Origin of the sequence: Hylemonella gracilis ATCC 19624 (assembly GCF_000211835.1) — a bacterium.
Classification (GTDB): Bacteria; Pseudomonadota; Gammaproteobacteria; order Burkholderiales; family Burkholderiaceae_C; genus Hylemonella; species Hylemonella gracilis.
The window spans coordinates 14995-38211 of the sequence record NZ_AEGR01000052.1 but is presented as its reverse complement, the minus strand read 5'-3'; the positions used below and the strand labels follow the sequence as shown (position 1 = coordinate 38211).

Genomic DNA, 23217 nt, shown 5'->3' with positions numbered 1-23217 from the left:
ATGAGTTAACCTTCAAAACATGTCGAAATCAGGTAGGGGGTCGTCGGACTGCATCCCAGAAGACTGCGGGGATCGTTGATGGGGCTCTGCCCCACTGCCCGCTTCATGAGTAGATTTCGTAGACACATCTTCGAGAAGATGTTCCCTGGACAACTGAGCAGCAGGATTGATGTAGCTGAGATTCAGTTGGTTGTAGAGAGTCTTGTTTTCAGTCTCTCGATCCAGCTCCAGGGCCAAAGCACCGCTTGGTGTGAAAATCTGCATGAACTCATGTAGCCTCTGGCGGCTACGCTCGCCGTCACCAGGATTGCCGCTCTTTTTAGAGTGCTCTGCGGAGATAACCTCCAGCTCGAGTGTTGTGAGTTGCCCAAGGCCGTAGAGCTTGCGACACTGCGCGTGCACCCAACGTTCCTTGATACGAACATAGACTGATACGGCATCCCAAGGGTCATATCTCACAGGAAATCGTTTACCTGCGACTCTCGAATCGCTGAATTCGGGATTCCAATAAAACTCGTTTTTGACCTTCACTCCAGTCTGTCGATTGACCTGACGCTGCCCCCCAAACTCCACTGGTGGGCAGGTTGCAATCTTGAAATCTAGGTTGAAGAGCACACGACGATGTGCTCTCTCGCCCGCTTCCACCAGACCCTTTTGGTACGCTTCTCGCGGGCTCATATCTAGGGAGACATGACGCTCCTGATCGTAGAAATCAGTTGCCCAGTGTTCGATTCCGAAGTACAGGGCCTTTAGCGTCCATTCAGCAAAATTCACTGGCAAATGTTTGCCTGTAGTCATCCGTACGTTCTTTGTATCCTTGGTATTTCCCGCTAGGTTATGAACGTACTCCGTGTGCAAGCGCCCGAACAAGCGCTCCATCACTGAGCCATGACGAGGACGGCCTGCGGGACGGAATCTCAGATTCACTCCCAGGACCATGAGAAACGACTCAAACGCCTCAGAGGCAAAATCTTTCCCGTTATCGACAACAATGGTTTCGGGTAGTCGCTCAAATCTCCTGACCATGTCACGGACGACCATCATCACAGAGGCGTATGAGGGTGAGTCGAATGTCAAGTAGATTCCAACGATCCGACGCGACCATGCGTCCACCGCAATCGACAACCACGGTCTACCCAAAGGTTTTCCCGTTCGACTGGAGATCAGTTCAATGTCAAGCTGCGTGTGGTCGATGTGCACATACTGAAATGGCCGACTTCCGTGAACCGGCGTATCGGCATAAAGAACATCGACAAACTGTCCCAGCTGATAAGCCATCCGTTTGCCGTGGCGGATTCGTACGTCCTGATTGGTTTGTCGGCTCTTGATGTACTTAATCAAGGTAGGGTATGACGGGCACTTGACGTTTTCGTTGTCGCACGCGACCTGCAGGTACCTGTAGCAAGCTTTGTAGTTCGGCGCTTTGTTGCTGCGCCAATTGGTCTCGTAGACACGTTGCAGAGCAGTCTCTTGAGATTCATTCAGGCGAGGCGTCCGATTACCCCGCTTCGAAGTTTTAGGAACTAGCGCAAGAACATCATTGGCGCCATTGGCAACAGCCGCTGCCTGTCGAGCGGCCCAGCGCCGCAAGGTCCGACCACTCACTCCATGATCGACGTCGCTACGCAGAAGTGACTGGCGTCGTAGCGCTGTTTCGAGCTGCGCTTGGGTGTAGCAACTGATGTCCAAGCTGATCGCTGCTGCCGATTTCAGCGGCGTGACTTTCCCATGATCGATTGCTTCGAGGAGCCAATCCTTGGAAATCGTGTGAGTGTTTCCATCCTTCCCACTGAAGACGACCTCTTTTTCGCTCACGAGGGAAATCGTCAGCTCCTGACCTTCGTACTGGAAGCTGGATCCAGCAGCAACATCAAGTACAAATTTTTCTTGCCCAGGAACTCGGCCAGGCTGCGCCTGGGCAGCCAAAAATTCACGTAGCGTGGTATCGCGGAAAAGACGACACCGCCCGAGCGACGACAAGGGCTCTACATCCAGATTGGCTACGACCTGCCTCTCAGCGATTGCCTTGAACACCTCGTCTGGAACAAGGTTGTGCGGATCACGGAATAACTCATCCAGGTAGATTGCGCCGTGCTCACCTAAGATCTCATTGAGGCGCTTGAGGATTGGATCAGGGCACAGTGGTGCGGCAGGGTGTAAAAAATCTGCCAGGAAGAGATAGTTTTCGACCCGAACGCGTGGAATGCTGTCGCCACTGCAGATTCGGTACCTGATGCCAAGCTCACCTAGCTGCTGTTCTATCTGCGGGGAGCACCAGAATCCATCATTCCCTTTGTTATAGCGATAGGGATACTTCTCCGCCAGACGATTCAGCTTCTCCTCAGACTTCCATTCTTCCAGTACGACAGCGTCATCTCGAATGACCAAGAAATCAGGACAGTGGTGTATTTTCTTGGTCGCATTCGCAGCAGGGTCAAACAGCTCCAGATGTAGATTGCACGGCTGTGCGTAGTATTCAAGCACCGCAGGGTTGTATTCGTGGTCTACAGCCGCGGGATACTCCACATGACGGCTTTCACAGCGAATCTCGCTAGCCATCTTCCGACTAGCCAGCACGGTGATGACGTTGCCTCCGTGAGATTGCACGTCGCGTACAGGGGCCTCCCTTCTGGCGCGCAGGACAAGCTCCCGCCCTTTAGCAGGAATACCCAATCGATCAAAGTGATCGATCAGTTGGGCTTTATCAAGCACAGCGCCTCCGGAGCCGCGTTTGTCCGGGACATGTAGACAAAGGACCCGATGCAGACTTGCATCGATCGACCATGACAACCCCTCTCCACCTGCAGTGGAAAACCTGTGCTTGTCTGAGGCGGAGGGCGCAGCCATCCCTACCCACTCGGACGGGTACAAAAATGCACAGATCAGGAGTTGACCCGCGGGGAGCCCGCGGGTAGACTGTCTCTTCGTTAGATGCCTCGCCTGATCGGTGCGGCGGATAGAGGGTCAGGATGCTTTGGTCGGCGCCTGACCCTTTGTCTTTTCAGCCACCGAACAAGGTGGCAGCAGCTTGATGCTTTGAATGTGGGTTACTTCATACCGAGCTCCTGGGCGATCCTGAAACTTTCCCCTCGCAAGCACTTTCTTTCCCCGCGCAGCACGGCATAGACCAGCCGGACATTGAATTGCCGCTCTCTTGCCCAGTCAGCAATTGAAATTCCTGCACTGTGGAAGTCAGAAGGCGTGCGTAACCCCTGCCCTGAGGGCACATCAGAAGAGCCGGTGGCAGCCATGCTTGAAGTGAGCATCATCTGGGTCAATGGGAACAATCGGCCAAAATATTAAAGAGTTATATTGAAATTTGCAAATTGATTAATTCAGTTCTTTAGAAGCATTAAGTACGAAACTGAATTTCTGTTTCGACAACGAACGAGCTAGCGTTCGTTTGCGCGGATTTGAGCCATCGCCATCGGCAACTGACCGTCGCGGTATCCACACGCACACCGGCAGTTCATTTCGCAAATCGCCCCCCTATCGCCAATGCATTGATGCCTTGATGGCACACTGAGGCATGCCTCACCACTTACAGAATGAAGCGGCTGTACTCACTGCGGCTTCTCAGTTTCTCAATGCAAATGCAAGCGGTCGTGGGAGACCAGAGGCAATGGCTTCGCTTGCAGCCGAAACATCCCAGTTGTCACTGAATAGCCTGGATCTCTGGGAGAGAAGGCTTCGAATCGAGCTTTGGGATTTCAAGCAACGGACCGCTGCCCGTCGATGGACGATCTGGAAAAAGCCGACTGCCCCCGCATCCTGGCTGGATCTTTGCAATGGTGATGGCTTCAAGCGCGAGGACGCCATGCGCTCGCTAGCGGATGGGGCTCCCAATGGCTTCTTTTTCGCTCTCGCACTGCGCCGACTCAATGACTGGGTACCTCAAGTGCGCACCGCGGCACGAATGCATCTACCTCGGATGGCAGAACGCTCCGACCCTGAGCATGTCGCAGAAGCACTTTGGCATGCCCTGCCGCATTGGATGTCCTGGGGACGCATGAAAGATGCAGACAGGCAGGTTCTGTCTGATTTGGTCGGCATGAAGTCAATTGCCTTGATCTTCAAGGCACGAATTCAGCAAGCCACGACGGGACCCGTTGCCCAAATACTTGCGCAGGCCGGACGAACTCAGGTTTTCGACGAATGGTTGGGAGAATTCTCAAGCACCGCAATTCAGCCTGCGGTCCGAGCCAAAGCTTTTCGTTTCCTTCTTGACGGACGAATGACCTGGCTTGTCGGACGAAAGTGGGTTTGGACGGACGTCAGATGGTGCGAAGGTCGGTTAGAACCGGTGCTCGGGGAGCGACCTCTTCAGCATCCTGAGCCGTTCCTGACGACCCTGAAACGTGCCATAGCGGATCGCTCATCACTTGTCCGCCGAGTTGCTGCCGAATATTTGATTCGGCGCCTGGATTCAATTGGGGATGAAGCACAGAGCATTGCGATGCAGCTCGCTTCCGATTCTTGCCACTACATAGCCGAGCGATGTCGCTTCGCTTTAGCCAGTATTCATGCAATCGAAGTCGAAAAGAGCCTACGCATGTAGATGAATTTAATTTCACTGCAGAACGCCCTCTGCCATGGAACTTGCAATGGAGATGGTCGAAAATCCAAGACCTCTGACCCCTATAGCTCGTTATCCTTCCAGTTGCTACTTTTTTAGAAAGCCTTATAGGAAACCAATCACATGGAGCCCACTCAACCTATTTCGGATTGGCAATATCTTCGTGATCCTAAAAACGGTATTAATCAAACACCCGTCTATCTAAGAACGGAACTCACGCAGGAAATTCAAAGCGTTGAAGAAGCTTTGAAATTCCTTCGCAATAAACGAATGGAATTTGTGCCATCGAAAAGAAAAGGCAGTGTTCTAGTCATATGGGAGAGTCCGCAAATTGAGATCGGTCGATCCCCAATGGGAAACGACAAAAATACCGATGATCAAGAGATAGTTTCAGTGCTTGCGGCACATGGCATACAAGTACGAATTGATCGCTCATGAATTGAAATGACAAGAGCTCGTTGGGCTTCTATAAGGCTCATTGTTCCCTGGTTTTCTCCTCTTTTCTTCGTCTAGCTTGCTATCGGAGCAAAGCCTCCTTGATATCATGTACCGGCATCCGAAGCGGCCCTTAGATTGAGACTTCGAACACGCGCCCAAAGAGCTCGGCCTGCATGCTGCAGCTGGACCTCGGCTATCGTCTGCGCGCCCTTCGGTCACGCGCCTATGTAGCCATCCGCTTTGGTGCGTTTCTCCCAGCTACGCGTCCTCCGGTGCCAAAGGTTTTGGAGGAACCTGGATCCTTGCGCAGGATGGTTCCTGAGCCTCCAGTTCATTCGAATCGTCCAGAGTTCTTAGCGATATCTCGCGGCCTCATGATTTTGAGTTCTCTCTTCTAGAAAAATGACACTGCCCTCTCTTGATCCTGAAATAAAAAATGGAAAACCAACCAAATCGCGCATCTACTTGCTTGAAGTCCGAGACCGAAAAGAGCCTGAAAGAAATCCGATTGCTTGGGTTTTGATTGAGCGGCAGGAGAAATTTCAGAAAAATGAGGCGGATGATTCCGTACTCACTGCATCAGTTCAAATTTCTTATGAATGCATTACACCGAGGAACTCCTACCGCGTGAGTGGGAAAGGGAAATTCTTCGGAAGCTATTCGCGCAACTCTGTGGATGGTATGCCCATGGTTGCACTGACCTCTCCAAACGATACGCTTTTCTTTGATCCTATTGAGCTTAGAGGGCAACGAATTGGCACTTATCTGATGAATGAGATTGTGCTGTGGGTTCAGCAATGGCCTGAAGCTCGGGTTCGACCTATTAAGCTGGTGGCCGGTCAAGCTGGGGAAGATAACAAGGAAAGGCGAAATCTTTTCTACACGCAATTTGGGATTAAGTTCGATTTTCGAGATTCGGAACAGCGCGAGGGCGTATCAAAACCAATGTTAGTTAAAGAACTTACTCCTGTTGAAAACTGGAAAGAATCTATCGGAGAGCGTGATGTTCGCGAATACATCAGCGAAATGCTATCTGAACGTGATCTGCTCAAAGCAGAACTTTCTCGGCGCAAGTCTGCAAATGAAACTCTAATCTCGGAGCGCAGGCTGATAGAAGCACACCCCATCCGCTGGGTCTGGAACAGGCTATTGCCTGGTGTTGTCAGCTGCGTACTTCTATTGAGTTTGCCACTGGTCGTCGCATTAGCGCTGGTCAGATTTTTTCATTAAACTGAAAATTTCCTACCCAAAGAGGTAGGCTGGTCAATATCAAGTATCCGGACGCGCCGCAGATCAGCTTTTGGATTCCTTGGAGAGTGCCCTCAAACTCGGTGCTTGGTGGGTCGCCAGTCTTATTGAGGGCTGCTCGGTCGACTACCTTGGGTCGGCAATGGAGCGGGTCAACATGCGTCGTGTGGTCGGCATGGCTTGACGTGCGGCTTTGCCTCAGACCTCGACGATCAGATCCGGTCGGAACTCTTTGTTCATGTCTTCCCGCTTCGCATAGGAATATCCACGGGGATTGCAGATCACGCGGGTCGCACCGACCATGTAGTCCGCGTTGAAGTGAATGTGCCCATGAAGCCAGAGCTTGGAGCGCCCGAGCAGGTGCGACAAGTCTGACGCGTAGGTAGGGCTGAGTGGGTGCCCCCTGTACTCTGCGGGTACCGATTGCTCATGCGGCGCGTGGTGCGTCACAACCACCGTCTTTTCCGGGTTGCTTGCAGCAAGCTCTCGATCCAGCCATCGCACACCACGCCTCGTGGCGACGCTGCGCCAGCAGCGGAATCAGCTGGGGGCGTCGCAGTTCTTTCCACTCCCAGTTCTCACCCGGCAGACGGTCCAGCTTGATCCGCTTGTAGTCGCTCATGCGGTCGTAGGCCTTCGCCATGAAGTCTTGCGCCTGGTCCGTGCCGTACAAGGCGAAGTCAGTCCACAAGGTGCACCCCAGGAACCGGATCCCGAACAACTCCACGGCGTCTTCCTCCAGGAAATGGATTCCCAGCTCGGTTGACTTCTGACGCAGCTCACGCAAGTTCTTGTTCCAGGAGCGGCCATAGAACTCGTGGTTGCCGGCCACGAGGATGATTTCCTTGTCGGGGAACGTCTGGCGTGCCCAGATCGGCGCCTGTACTCCCTCATGGATGTCGCCGGCGAGAACCACGACATCGGCGTCGACATCAATCCGGCGGCCATCCACCTCCGCACGCATGGGCTGAATGTCGTTGTGCAGATCACTCAGGATCAGGAGCTTGGTCATGGTCACGCGCTCCCTTGGTTGTTCTCGTCTTCCAGCGTTTCCCAGTCAATCAGCCCTTCCTGGCTGTCCAATTGGCGGCGCCTCGCCTGGTGCTCGGGGCATAGCATCAGGACGTAGCCCTCACCGACGTCCGGACTACCCGGCGCGCCGCAGGCCAGGCAAACGTTCTTGGTCGCGACTTGGGCTGCATCGGTCAGCTGCAGGATGGCTCTGCTGATGTCCTGGAAGCTGCGATCCTTTTCAGTCCTGACTCTGCGTTTGGGCGAGATCTGCTGGCTCTGCACGCCCTGGGGCGTCCAGACATCCAGTCGAGTGCCGGATTCGTGGCTTCCGTAGCGGTAGTAAAACCGCGCAGATCCGAACTTCTCCTTGATCTGACTCCAGTGAAAGCCCAGTTTGTCCTGTCCCAGAGTCTGGTCCACGTCGGCGCAGAGCTTTGCAAAGATGGGCATCCAGCCCTTGGCAACGTCCACATCAGCTGGGTTGCTGAACTGGTAGGAATAAAGCGCCTGAAGTTCTTTGAGGGAAGCGGGTTGTGAGTTCACGATGGGCTCCTTTGACTGGTGAGTCAGGAGCCCGGGCGTCTACGCGTGGTCAGAGGTATTTCGCGTTTGCCTGAACTCCTGGACTGAATTCGCTGGTGTGGCGGCTGTGCAGGTTCGGGTTCGCACAGGGTGTGTGAACCGTTTGCTGTTGACCGCGCGGCAGACCCGTGAGTCGTAGGAGAAGCGCATGGACATGGCCAGGACGGAGCGCTTGATGGAGGACGTCAACGCACGCGCAGGCATCACGCCAGCAAGCAGCTGGCGAGGCGATCTTGATGCGGTGAAGTACATCTGGCGGCTCCGGAGGATGGAGGCAGATTACTGGATTGACGGCTGTTGCGCAACGAAGGCGCGAGCAATCCCGACTAAAAAATTCCCGATATCTAAAATTGCGCTGACGCCAGTCTTCAAGCGGCCAGCGATCTCTAGGCCAGTTTTTGCTTGCACAAAATACGCTTGGTCAGCATTTGTTTTTCTCAAGCTGAACAAGCGTCCGAATCGACGCAGATAATGGACAGCAATTGCTTAATTTCTGGCCATCATTTTCCTATCGGCACATGACAGAAGAACATCGTCTGCCCCATGAACAAGCCCACCACCGGCATTCCGTGTGTGGGCTTTTTTGCGGCTCATGAGTACGAGCACGTGACGCGGGTGGCTGAAATCGGATTTCGGCGGAACTCTAAATGCGGCGCGTCACACCGCGACGCTGAACAGCAAGGGGCGAAGAACCATGCTCTGCAGAGCCCTCGTTTTACTGGCCCACGCATTGGCAGCTTGCACCGCACATGCGCAGGGCTCGCTGTTCAAGGTGCCGACGCGTGATGGCGTTGTCACCACCGTGTTCTGGGAAGCCGCGCCCAAGGCCCACGCCACCGTGCTCTTGTTTCCTGGCGGTGATGGCGGTTTTGGCAAGGTCCAGGACGGCAAGGCCAGCAGCGGTAACTTCCTGGTGCGCTCCGCGCCCGACTTCCTGGCCCACGGCTTCAACGTCGCCATCTTCGGACGGCCCAGCGACACGGCGGCGTTGGGGTGGGCGGATCGAACGGAACCTCATCACATGGCCGACGTTGCCAAGGTGCTGGGGTTCGTGAAGCAGAAAAGCAGCTTGCCCGTATGGATCGTGGGCACCAGCCGCGGCACCATTTCTGCCACGGCGATGGCGATCAAGGTCCGCGATCCCGCCATCGCCGGACTGGTGCTGACCTCCAGCGTGGTTCGCATGGCCACCGAAGGCGCGGTGCCACGCCAAAACCTCCAAGCCATCGAGATTCCGGTGCTGATCTACCACCACACCCAAGACGCCTGCCTGCACTGCCCCGCCAGCGGTGCGCCTTTGATCCTCAAAGGATTGGCGAACGCGCCCGTCAAGAAGCTGATGCTGGTCGATGGCGGCGCCCATCCCAGCGGCGATGCCTGCGCGGGCCAGCACTGGCATGGCTTCGTCGGCATGGAGCGGGAAGCCATCCAGCAAATAACCGACTGGATCAAGAGCCCGATCCCCTAAGTCCAGTTGCGGAGCCACGGATGGGCACAGGCATGGGGGCTGGGACGTCAGACCTCCACGATCCACAGCCCACCCAAGTCAGTCCCCACTCAACTCCACCACCTCCCGCACCCGCGACAAGGCCGTGCGCAGCATCGCCAAGTCCACGGAGCCAAGTGCCAGGCGGATGGCTTGGGGCACGTGCGCGGCGGTGCAGAAGGGCTCGGCCGTGCTGACCGAGATGCCTTGCGCCAGCAACTCACCCGCCACCCGGTCGGCGCGCGCGCCCTCGGGCAAGGGCAGCCAGGCGACGTAGGACGCGGGGTGCGAGAGATAGGGCAGGTCCTGCAGCGCTTTCGCGACCAGGGCCTGACGCTTTCGGGCGTCCTTGCGCTTGGCGGACTCCAGGGCCTGGACGGTGCCATCTTCCAGCCAGCCGCAGACCAGGGCCGTCATCACGCTGGGGGTGTTCCAGGTGCTGGCCCGGATGGCGCGTTCGATGCGGGGCACCCAGGCCTGCGGCGCGGCCACGTACCCCACGCGCAGGCCGGTGGCGACGTTCTTGGAAAAACCCGAGACATGCACTGTGGAATCCGGCGCCAGGGCCGCAAGTGGGGGCGGTGCGTTGTCGGCCAGAAAAGCGTAGGCGGCGTCTTCGATCAGCAGCAGGCCATGGCGCTGCGCCAGGGCCGCCAGATGCTGCCGGTGGCCCTGGCCCATCACCCACCCCAGCGGGTTGTGGACCGTGGGCTGGACATACACGGCGCGCACACGGCGCTGCTTGCACAGGCGCTCCAGGGCGAGGAGGTTCGGGCCTGATCGCCCGTCAGCCTCCGCAGGCACAGGCACCAGCTCTAGCCGCAGCAACTCGGCCAGCACCTTCATGCCGGGGTAGGTGAGCGCATCCGTCGCCACCACGTCGCCGGGTTTGAGCAGCGCCATGGCCACCACGGTGAGGCCATGTTGCGCGCCGCTGGTGATCAGCACCCGACTTGCGTCGACCTTGAGGCCTTGGCTCGCCAGGTGCCGGGCCACGATGGCCCGCTCATGCGGGCGCCCGCCATGCGGCTGGTAGCGCAGCAGCGCGTCCAGGTCACCCGACGCGGCGAGTTGCTTGAGCGCGGCACGCAGCATCTCGGCCTGGCCGGGCAAGGCCGGGTAGTTGAAGCTGAGGTCCACCATGTCGCTGGCCACGGTCTGCTGGTCGATGCCCAGCCCCTCAGGCAAGGCCGCGTCGCGGACAAAGGTGCCACGCCCTGTTTCGCCGGTGACCAGGCCCATGGCTTCCAGCTCCGCGTAGACCCGGCTGGCGGTCACCAGCGCCAGACCGTGCTCGGCCGCGAGCTTGCGGTGGGTGGGCAGGCGCGTGCCCGGCGTGAGCTTGCCCGCGCGGATGTCGTTGGCGTAGGCGTCAACCAGGGTTTTGTAGCGGGGTAGTCCCATGGCGGAATGTATCCATGACAATTATTTGATTGTATTGAAACGTGTCGATACGATGGCTCGCTCCTCCACCCCGTGTCATCACAGGCGCCACCATGCACATCGCCATCCTCACCTTTGACGGCTTCAACGAACTGGATTCACTGATCGCCCTGGGCATCCTCAACCGCATCAAGAAGCCCGATTGGCGCGTCTCACTCGCCTGCCCCGCGCCTTATGTGACATCGATGAATGGCGTGGTGCTGGCATCGCAGATCAGCTTGGGCGAGGCCTCGGCGGCCGACGCGGTGATCGTCGGCAGCGGCATCAAGACCCGCGAGGTGGTCGCCGACCCGGCCCTGATGGCGCAGATGCAGTTCGACCCCAAGCGCCAGTTGCTGGGCGCGCAATGCTCAGGCACCTTGGTCTTGGCCAAGCTGGGTTTGCTCGACGCCGTGCCGGCCTGCACGGACCTGACGACCAAGCCCTGGGTCGAGGAAGCCGGGGTGGACGTGTTGAACCAACCCTTCTTTGCCCGCGAGAACGTGGCGACTGCGGGGGGCTGCCTGTCGTCCCAATACCTGGCGGCCTGGCTGATCGCGCGTCTGGAAGGCGTGGAAGCGGCCAAGAGCGCGATGCATTACGTGGCGCCCGTCGGGGAAAAAGAAGCCTACGTCGACCGCGCGATGCAGAACATACAGCCCTACCTCTGAGCACTCTGAGCGGCATGGGCCGCAGCCCACAGGCTGCGGCCCCTGTTATTTCAGCGCTGATGGTGCCTCTACTGTTGCCAGAAGCCAACAATCAAGGCCCCCGACGCGCCCGCCAACGCCGCGCCTGGCCACCCGGGATCACTTTGTGTCGACATAAGTTAAAAAAACTTTGACACATCTTAATAAAAATAATTATCATTTGCCCCGTCGATTGCGTCCTGCCTCAGGAATCCGCTTCCTACCAGTCGCCCGTCCTCAGCGGCACGCCGCGTTCCGAGACGGCCCCAGGAAGCCAGCTGCAATTGACGCAATCTGAAATCCAACTGATCCCAGCGACGGAGCATTCTTTTCATGGCGTACATCAAGAGCCGCAAGCACGGCCAGCCCTCTTCCCCCGCGCCCCTGCGCACCAACCTGATCGGCGCCGCCGTGCTGGCGACGCTGGTTCTGCCCGCCGGCGCTCAGACCACTGAAAGCCAGGCCCAGTTGCCTGTCGTGACCGTACGTGACACGGGGGCTGCAGACTACAAGACAGAAAATCTGTCCTCGCCAAAGTTCACTCAGCCCATTGTGGACACACCGCAGACCATCTCGGTCGTGCCCGCGCAGATCATGCGCGAGCAAGGCGTGACCACGCTGACGGAAGCCCTGCGCGCCGTGCCTGGCGTGGGGACGTTCGGCTTGGGTGAAAACGGCAACACCCAGACAGGCGATGCCATCCAGATGCGCGGCTTCAACAGCACGAACAGCATCTACGTGGACGGCGTGCGCGACCTCGGCGCCATCACTCGCGACGTGTTCAATACCGAGTCGGTGGAAGTCATCAAGGGACCGTCCGGTTCGGACTATGGCCGTACCTCGCCGACCGGCTCCATCAACATGGTCACGAAACAAGCCAAGTCCGAAGACAGCTTCACGGCTTCCGCGAGCGTGGGCACCGCCGACTACAAGCGCGGTTCGGTGGACTGGAACCAATCCCTGTTCGGCGGCTCGTCCGCCATCCGCCTCAACGCCATGTGGCTGGACTCCGGCGTGGATGGCCGTGATGAAGTGAAGAACAAGCGCACGGGCATCGCGCCGTCCATCGCCTTCGGCCTGAACTCGCCCACGCGCGTCTTCGTGAATACGCTGCACGTGGAACAGAACAACACGCCTGACGGCGGCGTCTCCACCGTCGGTCTGCCCGGTTTCAGCGGCTACTCGGCCATCGCCGCCTCGAACACCGCGGCGACGCTGGCCAATGCGACGGCACTGGACAAGGCCAAGCGCGTGAACAGCAGCAATTACTACGGGACCAAGGACGACCACGAAGACGTGACTGCTGACATGGCGACGGTGCGTTTCGAACATGATTTCAGCGCCGACACCAAGCTCAACAACACCCTGCGCTGGGGCAAGAGCACGCAGGACTATCTGATCACGGCACCCGGCGGCAGCGCGCCCACGCTCGTGAACGTGAACGCTCCCAGTACCTGGACGATTGGCCGCTCAGCCAGTACCCGGGATGCGGAGAACGAAATCCTGACCAACCAGCTCAATCTGAGCACGCGCTTCGCCACCGCCGGGCTGGAGCACTCCTTGAGCACGGGCGTCGAGCTCACTCGAGAAAAGCAAACCATCTTCGGCCTGACGTCATCGGGCACCGCCGTGCCCGCCGCCAATCTTTACAACCCCGACTCGAACGTCAGCGCCTTGAACTACAAGCGCAACGGCCTGGATACCGAAAGCCAGACCGACACCGTGGCCGCGTACATCTTCGACACGCTCAAGATCAACGACCAGTGGATGCTCAGCGCGGGTCTGCGTCTGGATAAATACAAGACGACCACCGACTCGACGCTGGTTTGCGTTTCCACGGGAACCAATGCGACGGGTCCGACTGGCTGCTCCACGCTGGGCGTGCCCACAGGCACGGTGATCACGACTTCTCCGGAAGACGAAGGCACGCTGCGCAGCTACAAGCTCGGCGTGCTCTACAAACCCGCACCCAACGGCAGCATCTACGCCAACTACGCGATTTCGCAATCGCCCCCTGGCGACGTGGCCACCGTCACGGCGGCCCAAAGCATGCAGCTTTCCGTTACTGGCAGCAGCGCCAACAACCCCGACATGAAGCCTCAAGAGGCCGCGACCATCGAAGTGGGCACCAAGTGGGAGCTCGTGGATCGCAAGCTGCTGCTCTCAACCGCCCTGTTCCGCACCGATGTCTCCAACGAGGTGTACATCGATCCGCTGAACGCAGCCGACATCAGCCAGGTCGGCAAGAAGCGCGTGCAAGGCCTGGAAGTCGGTTTGGTCGGCCAGGTCACGAACGACTGGTCGGTGAGCGCGGGCTACTCCAAGATGCAGGCAAAAATCATCAAGGGCGCACCGCTGTCCAACGACTTGTCAGACGACATGCCGTACGCGCCGACCGATGCCTTCTCGGTGTGGAACACCGTGCGCGTCACCCCTGCACTCACGGTCGGGGGCGGTCTGCGCAACGTGTCGGGCATGAAGAAGGGGCTTGAAGGCACCACCACCACGCCCACCAAGAACGGCACGCCTGAAATCACCGAAGGCTACAGCGTGATCGATCTGATGGCGAACTACGACATCGGCAAGAACCTGAGCTTCCAGCTCAACGTGAACAACGTGACCGACGAGGAGTACGTCGCCCGCATTCAGAAAAGCGGCTGGCGCTATGTCCCCGGCGAAGCCCGAGGCGCGCGCTTGACGATGAACTACACGTTCTGAGGCGCGCGTAGAGCCAGTCCCGCTTCTTGATGATGGCGGGGACAGCAAGCCGTGCCCCTTTCCGCCCCGCCCAAGGTCTGCCTTGGGCGGGGTTTTTAGTTATTGCGCCCGCGCCGCAGCCATGGCGACACCTTTGACGCGGGGCAGGTCTTCAGTGTTTTGTGCCAACATCAGACCCACAAAAAATTTTCAATGGAGTGACAGCCCATGATGCTTCATGTGCCCGAGGTACTGACCGCAACGCAAGTACAAGAAATTCGCCAGGCCCTGGACGCCAGCGACTGGATCGATGGCCGCACCACCGTGGGTGAACAAGGCGCCAAGGTCAAACGCAACCGCCAGTTGCCTGAGAACGGTCCGCTGGCGCAAAAACTTGGCCAGATCATCCTGGATTCACTCAAAAAGAATGTGCTGTTCTTTTCAGCGGCACTGCCGCTGCGCTTGGTTCCGCCTCTGTTCAACCGCTACGAGAGCGGCGAACACTACGGCATGCACGTCGACGGCTCGGTGCGCTATGCGCCCAACGCCGCGTTTCCCGGCGGCCTGGCGCTGCGCACCGACTTGTCCTGCACCCTCTTCCTTTGCGAACCGGAGGACTACGACGGGGGCGAGCTGATCGTGGCGGACACCTACGGCGAACACGAAGTCAAGCTGCCCGCCGGCGACCTGATCCTCTACCCGTCCAGCAGCCTGCACCGCGTGGAGCCCGTCACGCGCGGCGCGCGGGTGTGCTCCTTCTTCTGGCTGCAGAGCATGATCCGTGACGACAGCAAACGCAGCCTGCTGTTCGAGCTGGACCAGAATATCCAGAAACTGCGCGCCCGGATCGGCGACTGCGAGGAAACCGTGAGCCTCACCGGCAATTACCACAACCTCTTGCGCCTCTGGGCCGAGGTGTGACGACGGCTTACTGCACAACGCCAACCAGGCTTCGTTGTGCTGCGATGGCTACACAACCACCCAGTGGTTGTCCCAATGCCAGTCGGCCACCCCGACCTGCGCAGCCCGCAGGCTCTGCCAGCGGCGACGGGTCTCGTCTTCATCGACCCGCAAGATGTCGGGCTCTCCACCAAGCCAAACCTGATCGGCCCGACCGGCCAGGGCATAGGCCCCAGGGAAAGGCAGCGTTGCGCGCCAACGGCCCTCGGCGTCGAACAGGGCCAGGGCGTCGGCCCGCACGCAGCTGACGGCGAAGCCGCCGGGGTCATCCGACGTGGCACGCGGCCAGGCGACGATGTCGCCACCGTAGCCCTGCAGCGAGGGCTGCCCCTGCGGCAGCGGTTCGGCAGGGCGCACATCACGGCCATCCCAGACCGCGAGCACCGGCGCGGCCTGGCGGGTGAGCGGGTCGGGATGCTCGGCCTGCAGCGCGATGCCCAATCGGCCCGAGCGAAGGTCGAAGGCCAGATGGCGGATGCTGAGGTAGGGGTCGGCCAAGCGCCATTGCTCCAACAACTCGCCGGTGCCAGGATGCAGGGCGACGAGGGAAGCGTCCATGCGCTCTTGCTTGAGGCGCTGGTCCAGCAGCTTGGCACGTCCGGTCTCGGGCAGCGTGGGGATGCCGCCATTGGCCACCATCAGCGTGCCCGCGGCGAACCGCCCCACCGCGCGCGGCAGTGCCAGCAGCTGGTGCGGGTCGCGGCCGTGGGTGGGCCACTCGTCGCGCTTTTCGAGCGTGACCGCGTCGCGCACGCCCAAGAGGCCCTGGCCATCTTCCAATTCGGTCTCGGTGGTCCAGAGCGTGCCGGGTGCTTGGGAAGCAGGTACTGACGCGATCACATGGCCATTGAATCGGCGGTCGTCCTCGATCCAGCACCACTGGGTCGCGCCCTGCTCCGTCGCTCCCGTCGCATCGCCTTGAGGACGCCAGCGCAGCAACCAGTCGCCTGGCCGGCGCGCCACGGCAAGAACGCCCCCATCCGCCTCGGCCCACAGGCCGTGAGCGCGCGTGGGCAAGGCCAGTTGCCAGCGCACGCGCCAAGCTGCGTCGCCCAGGTCAACCAAGCCGATGTGCTCCTGCGCCTGATGGCGCCAGGCCGCCAGCAGGGTCGTGTCGCGCGTGGAAGCGGACACGGGCGCAGCGGCTCGGCCCAGGGTGGGCGCCAGTGTGCCGCCCAGCAGCACGGACCCCACTGAACTCAAGAGCAGACGGCGCCGCATGCCTGCTCTTCTCAGTCCCCGTCGGCGTCCGAAAAGCCCAGGGGCACGTCCAGCGCGGCGGCGACTTGCTGCTGGTAAAGCACGGTCAGTTCCTTGAGCTGGCGCGTCGCGCCTGCCAGGTCGGCACTGCTGTAGGTTGAGCCCAGCCGTCCAAGCGCGGCATCGGCAGCGGTGAGGGCTTGCCGCCAGCGCGCGGCCAACTGCACCTGCCCCTTGCCGTAGAGCAGGGCTTCGATGGGCACGAAGGCCTGCCCCGGCACAGGTGGCACGGCCTGCGGGTCGCTCAGCAGCGCCTGGGCGCGCAGGCTGTCCCATTGCGCGCGCCAGTCGACCAGGTTGTCGGCCCAGTCTTGGCGCGCAAAAGCGGGCGGCTTGCCTGAGGTCTGGGCCTTCACCAGCGGCTGTTCCATTTGGAGCCAACGCAGGCGCTCCAGTCCGCCCAGCCATTGGTTCACCCATTCGGCGAAGGCCGCGCGGGTCTGCGCAATCCGCGCCTCGGCATCGGCGGATTCCTCGTCCACCTGCCAGTCACGTTGCGCCAGCCCCTCGAAGTCAGCGCGCAAGGCACGGGCTTCGGCGGCGATGCCTTGGGCGACGAGCAGGGCATAGGTGCAGCGGCCACGGTTCGCCTCGCCCTGTAGACCGGTGGCCGGGGACTCGGCCAGCAGGTACTCAAATCCCGCGAAGCCCTTGGCGGGTGTCCCCACGCGCGCCATGTCGGCGAGGTCACGCGGCGCGCCCTTCAAGGCTTTGTCGATCAAGTTCGGGCGCACGGGCCAGAAGTCGATCTGGCGCTGGCTGCGACGTTGCACCAGCGGCCCGAGGGCGGGCGTGGCCAAGGCCTGCCAACGCAGCAGGGTCTGCTGCCACTGGGCGTGCAAGCCGTCCTTGTCGATGCGGCCCTGGCAATGCGCCTGCGTGGCCTGCACCAGGGCCTGTGCCGAGATGTCGAAAGCCTGCGCGCGCGGCGGCAGTTGGCGGGCGTACAGGCCGGTCAGCGCCTGCTCGGCCGTGTAGTACGGAAAAGCCAGGCGCGGCGCGGTTTGGGCACTGACGAGTCCGGCAAGGCCCAGGCTCACCGCGCACGCGAGCGGCATTGCGCGCAGCCAACTCAGGCACGCCGAGGCCCGCATCACAGCGACTCCAGGAAGGCCACGAGCGCGGCGCGCTCCTGGGCACTCATCTTCAGCACCTGTTGCTTGCTGGCCTCGGCCTCGCCGCCATGCCAAAGCACCGCTTCGAGCACGCCCTTGGCACGGCCATCGTGCAGCAAACGCTGGTGGCCGTTCACGTCGCGGATCAGCCCAATGCCCCACAGCGGCGGCGTGCGCCACTGGCGGCCGTTGGCCTGAAAGTCCGGTCGGCCATCGGCCAATGCCTCGCCCATGTCGTGCAGCAGCAGGTCGGTGTAGGGCCAGATGCGCTGGCCCTTGAGGGCCGGGCTGGCCAAGCGCGGGAACCCGCCCGCGCCGCTGCTGTCCTGCGTCGACGTGGTGTAGCTGGGCCGATGGCACACCGCGCACTGAGCTTGGTGGAACAGGGCCTGGCCTTGCTGCACCTGCAGGTCGTTGACGCGTCGGCGCGCGGGCGGCGCCAGGGTCGCGGTGTAGAAGATGACCTGGTTCAGGGTGGGGTCGTCGATCTCGGGCTGCTCGGAGCTGGCCTGCGCCGCAGTCAACAAGACCGTGGTCTTGCGACCGTTCGCCCGGTCAGCACCCTTGCCGCCGCCGTGCGCGGCTTGCAGGCAATCGGTCTGCGCGTCCGTGCAGGCCTCGCGCCCGTTCACGCGCGAAGTGATGCCGATGTCGCCTAGGAAAGCGCCCGCGGTCTGGTGCGCGACGCTGCCGACATTGGCCTTCCAGCCAAAACGGCCCAGCACCTCACGGCCCGCGAAGGCGTCCCAGACCCGGTTGGGCTGGCCCTTGATGGCAGCCGTCAGCGGGCTATTCAAGGCCGCTTGCGCGCGGGCGTTGGCGAGGATCTCCTCCTCCGGAATCGCTTCCAGCAAGCCCATGCCGATCACCTGGGGCGCGACGCGCGGGCTGACGAGCACATTGGGCGCCATGGGCCCGTAGCCCAGTCGCGTGATGCTGTAGATCGGTTGTTGCAGGGTGTGCGTGCCGCCGTCGGCAAAGCGGACCTCGATGGGCCGGCTGCGGATCTCGATGTGACCCTCGGGCACGACGCCCTGCACGGCCGCCGTGCCCAGCTGGTCGCCATAAACCGGGTCGGGCACCACGCCATGCTGCGCATCAGGCTGACCAGGGATGGACAAGCGCAGCAGCAGGCCGACGCTGGTCTCTGCGTCCGCACCGGGCAGCAGGGTGCGGGCCCAGTCGGGCGGCGCGCTGCGGCCATCCAACGCATGGCAGCCCGCGCAGGACCGGGCGATGAAATGCGGGCCCAGACCATCACGCGCCTTGGTCGAAGCCGGGGCCTCGACCCAGTTGCGCTTGAAGAAGGAATTGCCGATGACGAAGCGCGTGCGCTCGGCGTCGTTCAGGTTGGCAAGGGGAAAGGAAAAGGCGTTCTGGCCCGTGGCCCAGACCGTGCCCTTGCCCGCGGTTCGCTCGCTCGCGGCGCGTTCGGCGGCATCGGTCGCCGGGTCCGGCTGCGGCGCGCGCGTCTGCGCGAGCAGCGCGGAGACCGCCAAGGCGCCGGGGACCGCCACGAGCAAACCGGCCGCCACGACGCGCAGCCGTGAACTCCGACGCACCGTCTTGTGTTCGAACTCGGTCATGACGCGATCAGGGCTCCACCAAGGTCAGCTGGGTGATGCCAATCGCCGAGGCGGACTCGACCAGCAGCTTGGACTGCTCCACCAGGCTGGCGATGGTTTTCTTGATCAGGGGTTGGCCCGGCGAGCCGTCCAGGATGGCGCGATCAAAGGGCGCGGGAATGCGCTCGGCGTCGGCCACCGACTGCGCGATCTGCGCCGTGACGCGGTCGGCCAACGCCTTGTCCTTGGCCGCGACCAGGGCGCGCAGCGACGGACCTTCCAGCGTCTGCGGCCCCTTGGCGCCAGGGCGGCGCTTGTAGCTGCCGAGCCAGACGTTCTGGATGCCGGTCGCGTTCGCCACGATGTCGCGGTGCGTGTTGTCGGAGAAGCAGGAATGCTCGTCTTCCTGGTCCTGCGTGTTCAGCGCCACTTCCATGCGCTCACCCGACAGCTCGCCGCGCGACAGCGAGCCCAGGCCCACGATGATCTTGCGCACGGACTCGCTGCCGCCTTGCTCGAAGGTGACGCGGTAGTTCTTCTTGGCTCCCGCCTTCGCCGGAGTCCAGGCTTGCACCAGGAAACGCAAGTCGTCGATCAGCAGGTCCGTGACCACGTTGAGGTAGAGGCGACGGCGGTCGGCGTTCGGGGTCTTGCCATCGACGAAATCGGTGTGAGCGCGCTGGCCCGGACCGTTGTCGTCGAGGTCCTGGCCCCAGAGCATGAACTCGATGGCATGCCAGCCGGTCGCGATGTTTTCCTCGCCGTCCTTTTCATTGGCCTCGGAGAGGCTGGCCTTGGTGATCTTGAACTTGCGATCGTTGATCAGGCCGCTGCCGGGCTTGCCGTCCACGCCGTCGACATAAGACTCGTCCATGGGCCAGGCGTTGATGCGGCCCTCGGGACCTTCCTCGTCATCGATCGGGCCACCGTAAAAGCGGAACGCCTCGGTCTGGCCGTAGACCTCGCGCGCGTCCAGCCACGCCTTGCGCGCAGCCTCCAGCCGGGCCTGCGAGGGCGCGGCGATGAAGGCGCGGACGGACTTCTGCAGCTCCAGCGCAGCCAGCAAGGTGTCTTCGTAGTTCGCGTGCACCAGCGTGGCGTAGTGGGCCACCACGGTCTTGGCCGTGACAGCAGCAGCCGGGGCGGCGGCTGTCTCAACCTTGCCGGCCGGCGTGTGCGCTGGGGTTTGTGCGGCGGCGTTCAGGCTGCTCAGGCCAGCGGCCAGAACCAGGGCGGCGCCCGATGCGCCCAACGTCCACAGTTGCGTGCGTGCTTGAAACTTCATGCGGCTTCCTCGGTGGTCGATTTCGAGAATAAAAATAGTTCTCAATTCTAAGACAGAAGCGATGATCCCCTGCGGGCAACAGGTGAGCGCAACGGCTTTGTGGCCTTCGGCCGCTCAATACACGTCGCGGCGGTAGCGGCCTTCGTCCGCGAGCTGGCGCAGATCGGTTTCCCCCAAGATGTCGCGCAAGGCGGCATCCACCTCGCCCGCCATGCCCTGCAGGCTGCCGCAGACATAGATCGCGGCGCCGGGCTGTCCGCGCGCGCCGGTCACCCAATCGCGCAACTCGGGCGCGGCATCGCGCAAGGCGTGCTGAACATAACGGCGCTGGCCCAGCTGGGCTGGCGCTTGCTCGCGCGAAAACACCCAGTCCACCCGCAGCAAGCCTTGCGCGGCCCAGGCTTGCAACTCCTCGCGGTAATAGGCATCGGTGGCGGCGTGGCGCTCGCCAAAAATCAGCCAGAGCGTTGGCCCCGCCCCGCCCACCGGCTGAGGCTGAGGCTGAGGTTGGGCTGACTGGACGAGCCGCGCGCGGATGTGAGCGCGCAGGCCCGCCAGACCGGTGCCGTTGCCGATCAGGATCAGGGGACGCGAGGCGTTGGCGCCCTGACGGAAAGCGCTGTGCGCGCGCAGCCGCAGCATGGCGCGGCCCTTCACGGACAGGCCATGCTCGCCGGCCGCCGTCAGCCAGCCCGAGGCCAGGCCGGGGATGCTGCTGCCATCGGCTTGCGTGCGCCGGGTCTGCCGCACCAGCAGGTGCAAGGCGCCATCGGCGGGGACCGAGGCGATGGAGTAGTCGCGCGGCACACCGGGGGCGCCGGGCACCTCGATCTGCGCCAAGTCGCCCGCTTCCCAGACCGGCAAGGCGCCCTGCTCAGGCACGAACTCGAGGTGGTGCACGGGTCCGCCCGCGCTGCCAGGGTTGAGGTGGCGGCGCGCGCGCAAGGTCCAGGCTTGCAGCGGCGGAGTCTCCCAATCGGGCAGGTCCGCGACACCCGACGCGCCCGCCACGCCGTGCGCCCCGATCAGGGTGCCCAGCTGTTCGCGCCAGCGCAGCAAGGCTGAGGGGGCCATGCGGTCGGCCTCGATGCGCTCGAACAGGGGCGATGCGCCGCGCGCCTGCAACCAGTCATCCAGCGCGCGACCAAAGCCGCAGTACTGCGCGTAACTGAGGTCGCCCAGGGCGAGCACGCCAAACTTCAACGCTTCCAAGCGCGGAGGTGCATCCGCACGCTGCGCATCGGCCTGACCACGCGCCTCCATGAGATCGCGCACGAAGACCGCCGCGCTGTCGGGCGCGTCGCCCTCGCCATAGGTGCTGACGATGCACAGCAGGCGCTCGATGCCTTGCAGATCCTCGCGACGCAAGCGCCCCAGCGGCAGCAGGCGCACCGCCAGCCCCGCGCTGTGCAAAGCCTGCGCGGTCTGCTCCGCCAAGGCCTCGGCCTGGCCGGTCTGGCTGGCATGCACCACCCACCACAGCGTGCCACCTGCGCTCGATCCGGGCACGGCGCTGTGCAGCAGGGCTTGCGCGCGTTGGGCGGCAGCCCGCGCACGCTGGCGGTGCCGCCAGACGATCAGCGCGCAAAAGGCACCGTAAGCCAACAGCACGAGCAGGGCTTGAACAAACTTCATCGGAACCATTTCATGCGGCGCGGCGTCAGGGCGCCTCGTCTTCATCAGAGGCGCCGGCCAGTGCTTGCAGGGCGGGCGTGAGCACCTCGCGGAACGCCTCGCCTTCGCCGCCCTGGTCAGGCTCGCGCTGCACACGCTGAACGAAAAGCGCCGCGATGCCGTGCTCGCGCGCCAGGGCCAGGCCAGGCTCCAGGCCCAGCACGGTCAAGGCCGTACTCCAGGCATCGGCCCACAGGCATTCCTCGTGCAGCACGCTGACGGAGGCCAATCCATGCGCGATGGGACGGCCATCGCGCGGATCAATGGTGTGGGGCAAACGCTGGCCGTCGCGGGTGTAGCAGCGACGGTAGTCGCCCGAGGTCGCGACGGACAGACCATGCAAGGCGATGCGGGTGCGCGGCAGCCCGGCGTGAGACGCGGCGCTGGGGGACTCCAGCTCCACCCACCAGGGCTGCCCGCCCAGACCATAGCCCGCGCCGCGCAGCTCCCCGCCCACCTCGACCAGCAGGTGGGCCAGCCCCATGGCCCGCAAGCGCGAGACGATGCGGTCCACGGCATAGCCCTTGGCGATGGCCGAAAAATCAAGCTGCACGCCTCCGGGCTGGACGATGCAGTCCCGCCCATCAAAGCGCAAGGCACGCCAATCGCAGAGCCCCAGCGCCGTTTGCGCGGCCGCCTGCGTGGGCATGTGAAATCCCGCTTCGTCGTAACGCTTGTGCACGCCGGGCGGATCGAGCAAATCGGAGGACGGGCCGAAGCCCCAGAGATTGACCAAGGCACCGGCCGCTGGGTTGAAAGCGCCGCCGGACAAGTCGGCCAGCCGCAAGCCCGCACTCAGCACCTCGGCAAAGGCGGTCGGCAAGCGGACCACCGTGCCCGCCGACGCGCGGTTGAACCGCCCCAGGTCGGAATCGGGCCGCCAATGGCTCATCTGGGCGATCACACAATCCAGCTCAGCCTGCACCGCGGCGCGAACCGCCGCTTCCTGTTCATGCCGCTGATCGGCCGCTCGCCCTCCGTCGGCCACCCAGAGCACGCGCCAAGTCGTGCCCATGCTGGCGCCGTCCACGCCGTGAAGGCGCGCGCCGAGGACGGGCATCACGGTCTCGTCCAGACGCAAGGGCAGCAGCACCCGGACGGCATCGGCAGCGGGGGCGCAAACAGGGGGGCTCATCCCATCGGCCAATCAGCAGGTCCAGCGCCCGACAGGAAGCAGCCCAGCCGCGACGCAGCGCGACACCGGGC

General features: G+C 62.1%; 19 protein-coding genes. 7 read left to right on the top strand and 12 right to left on the bottom strand.

All coding sequences use genetic code 11. From position 1 onward, the window contains the following. Positions 1-12: 12 nt before the first annotated feature. On the bottom strand, positions 13-2847 hold the full coding sequence (locus HGR_RS07115) for a DDE-type integrase/transposase/recombinase (protein ID WP_081463474.1): 2835 nt from the start codon (positions 2845-2847) through the stop codon (positions 13-15). A gap of 200 nt (positions 2848-3047) precedes the next feature. Then, the gene (locus HGR_RS17035; RefSeq protein WP_081463483.1) at positions 3048-3251 is read right to left on the bottom strand and encodes a DNA-binding protein; all 204 of its coding nucleotides are present in this window, start codon (positions 3249-3251) and stop codon (positions 3048-3050) included. A 278-nt stretch (positions 3252-3529) separates the two neighbouring features. On the opposite strand from HGR_RS17035, the gene HGR_RS17290 reads away from it, so the two are divergent. The 3 genes from HGR_RS17290 to HGR_RS17280 all read left to right on the top strand — a co-directional run bounded on the left by HGR_RS17290 (position 3530) and on the right by HGR_RS17280 (position 6244). Beyond that, positions 3530-4558 (top strand): hypothetical protein, encoded by a 1029-nt coding sequence (locus tag HGR_RS17290; RefSeq protein WP_138922436.1) that lies wholly within the window; start codon positions 3530-3532, stop codon positions 4556-4558. A gap of 141 nt (positions 4559-4699) precedes the next feature. After that, the gene (locus HGR_RS17285; RefSeq protein WP_131278817.1) at positions 4700-5014 is read left to right on the top strand and encodes a hypothetical protein; all 315 of its coding nucleotides are present in this window, start codon (positions 4700-4702) and stop codon (positions 5012-5014) included. Positions 5015-5416: 402 nt separating this feature from the next. Continuing rightward, complete coding sequence (locus tag HGR_RS17280; RefSeq protein WP_138922435.1) at positions 5417-6244, top strand: hypothetical protein; 828 nt, start codon at positions 5417-5419, stop codon at positions 6242-6244. Between the two features lie 216 nt (positions 6245-6460). On the opposite strand, the gene HGR_RS17535 is transcribed toward HGR_RS17280, so the two are convergent. The 3 genes from HGR_RS17535 to HGR_RS07105 are packed head-to-tail and all read right to left on the bottom strand — an operon-like array spanning position 6461 to position 7819. Beyond that, positions 6461-6631 carry a hypothetical protein gene (locus HGR_RS17535; RefSeq protein ID WP_006297496.1) on the bottom strand — a complete coding sequence of 57 codons (171 nt, stop codon included), beginning with the start codon at positions 6629-6631 and terminating at the stop codon, positions 6461-6463. Positions 6632-6689: 58 nt separating this feature from the next. Then, entirely contained in the window at positions 6690-7274 is a 585-nt protein-coding gene (locus tag HGR_RS07110) for a metallophosphoesterase (RefSeq protein ID WP_050797409.1), read from the bottom strand. A 2-nt stretch (positions 7275-7276) separates the two neighbouring features. Continuing rightward, the gene (locus tag HGR_RS07105; RefSeq protein ID WP_006297494.1) at positions 7277-7819 is read right to left on the bottom strand and encodes a hypothetical protein; all 543 of its coding nucleotides are present in this window, start codon (positions 7817-7819) and stop codon (positions 7277-7279) included. Positions 7820-8552: 733 nt separating this feature from the next. On the opposite strand from HGR_RS07105, the gene HGR_RS07100 reads away from it, so the two are divergent. Beyond that, positions 8553-9326 carry an alpha/beta hydrolase gene (locus HGR_RS07100; protein WP_081463473.1) on the top strand — a complete coding sequence of 258 codons (774 nt, stop codon included), beginning with the start codon at positions 8553-8555 and terminating at the stop codon, positions 9324-9326. A gap of 78 nt (positions 9327-9404) precedes the next feature. Here the strand turns inward: HGR_RS07100 and HGR_RS07095 are convergent, their stop codons facing one another. Beyond that, positions 9405-10748 carry an aminotransferase-like domain-containing protein gene (locus HGR_RS07095; protein WP_006297492.1) on the bottom strand — a complete coding sequence of 448 codons (1344 nt, stop codon included), beginning with the start codon at positions 10746-10748 and terminating at the stop codon, positions 9405-9407. A 92-nt stretch (positions 10749-10840) separates the two neighbouring features. Here HGR_RS07095 and HGR_RS07090 point away from each other — a divergent pair, with 92 nt between their 5' ends. The 3 genes from HGR_RS07090 to HGR_RS07080 all read left to right on the top strand — a co-directional run bounded on the left by HGR_RS07090 (position 10841) and on the right by HGR_RS07080 (position 15073). Next, the gene (locus HGR_RS07090; protein ID WP_006297491.1) at positions 10841-11437 is read left to right on the top strand and encodes a DJ-1/PfpI family protein; all 597 of its coding nucleotides are present in this window, start codon (positions 10841-10843) and stop codon (positions 11435-11437) included. Positions 11438-11788: 351 nt separating this feature from the next. Continuing rightward, positions 11789-14173 carry a catecholate siderophore receptor Fiu gene (locus HGR_RS07085; protein WP_006297490.1) on the top strand — a complete coding sequence of 795 codons (2385 nt, stop codon included), beginning with the start codon at positions 11789-11791 and terminating at the stop codon, positions 14171-14173. Positions 14174-14380: 207 nt separating this feature from the next. After that, a complete protein-coding gene (locus HGR_RS07080) occupies positions 14381-15073 on the top strand; it encodes a Fe2+-dependent dioxygenase (RefSeq protein WP_006297489.1) in 693 nt (230 codons plus the stop codon). 48 nt (positions 15074-15121) lie between these two features. Here HGR_RS07080 and HGR_RS07075 read toward each other — a convergent pair whose 3' ends face one another. The 6 genes from HGR_RS07075 to HGR_RS07050 all read right to left on the bottom strand — a co-directional run bounded on the left by HGR_RS07075 (position 15122) and on the right by HGR_RS07050 (position 23146). Next, complete coding sequence (locus HGR_RS07075) at positions 15122-16333, bottom strand: DUF1513 domain-containing protein (RefSeq protein ID WP_006297488.1); 1212 nt, start codon at positions 16331-16333, stop codon at positions 15122-15124. An 11-nt stretch (positions 16334-16344) separates the two neighbouring features. Beyond that, complete coding sequence (locus tag HGR_RS07070; protein WP_006297487.1) at positions 16345-17466, bottom strand: imelysin family protein; 1122 nt, start codon at positions 17464-17466, stop codon at positions 16345-16347. Next, positions 17466-19073 (bottom strand): di-heme oxidoreductase family protein, encoded by a 1608-nt coding sequence (locus HGR_RS07065; RefSeq protein ID WP_006297486.1) that lies wholly within the window; start codon positions 19071-19073, stop codon positions 17466-17468. Before HGR_RS07065 ends, HGR_RS07070 begins: the two co-directional genes overlap by 1 nt. A 7-nt stretch (positions 19074-19080) precedes the next feature. Then, positions 19081-20337 (bottom strand): imelysin family protein, encoded by a 1257-nt coding sequence (locus HGR_RS07060; RefSeq protein WP_006297485.1) that lies wholly within the window; start codon positions 20335-20337, stop codon positions 19081-19083. 114 nt (positions 20338-20451) lie between these two features. Continuing rightward, a complete protein-coding gene (locus HGR_RS07055) occupies positions 20452-21972 on the bottom strand; it encodes a sulfite reductase subunit alpha (RefSeq protein ID WP_006297484.1) in 1521 nt (506 codons plus the stop codon). A 25-nt stretch (positions 21973-21997) separates the two neighbouring features. Then, complete coding sequence (locus tag HGR_RS07050; RefSeq protein WP_006297483.1) at positions 21998-23146, bottom strand: FAD:protein FMN transferase; 1149 nt, start codon at positions 23144-23146, stop codon at positions 21998-22000. Positions 23147-23217: the final 71 nt, after the last annotated feature.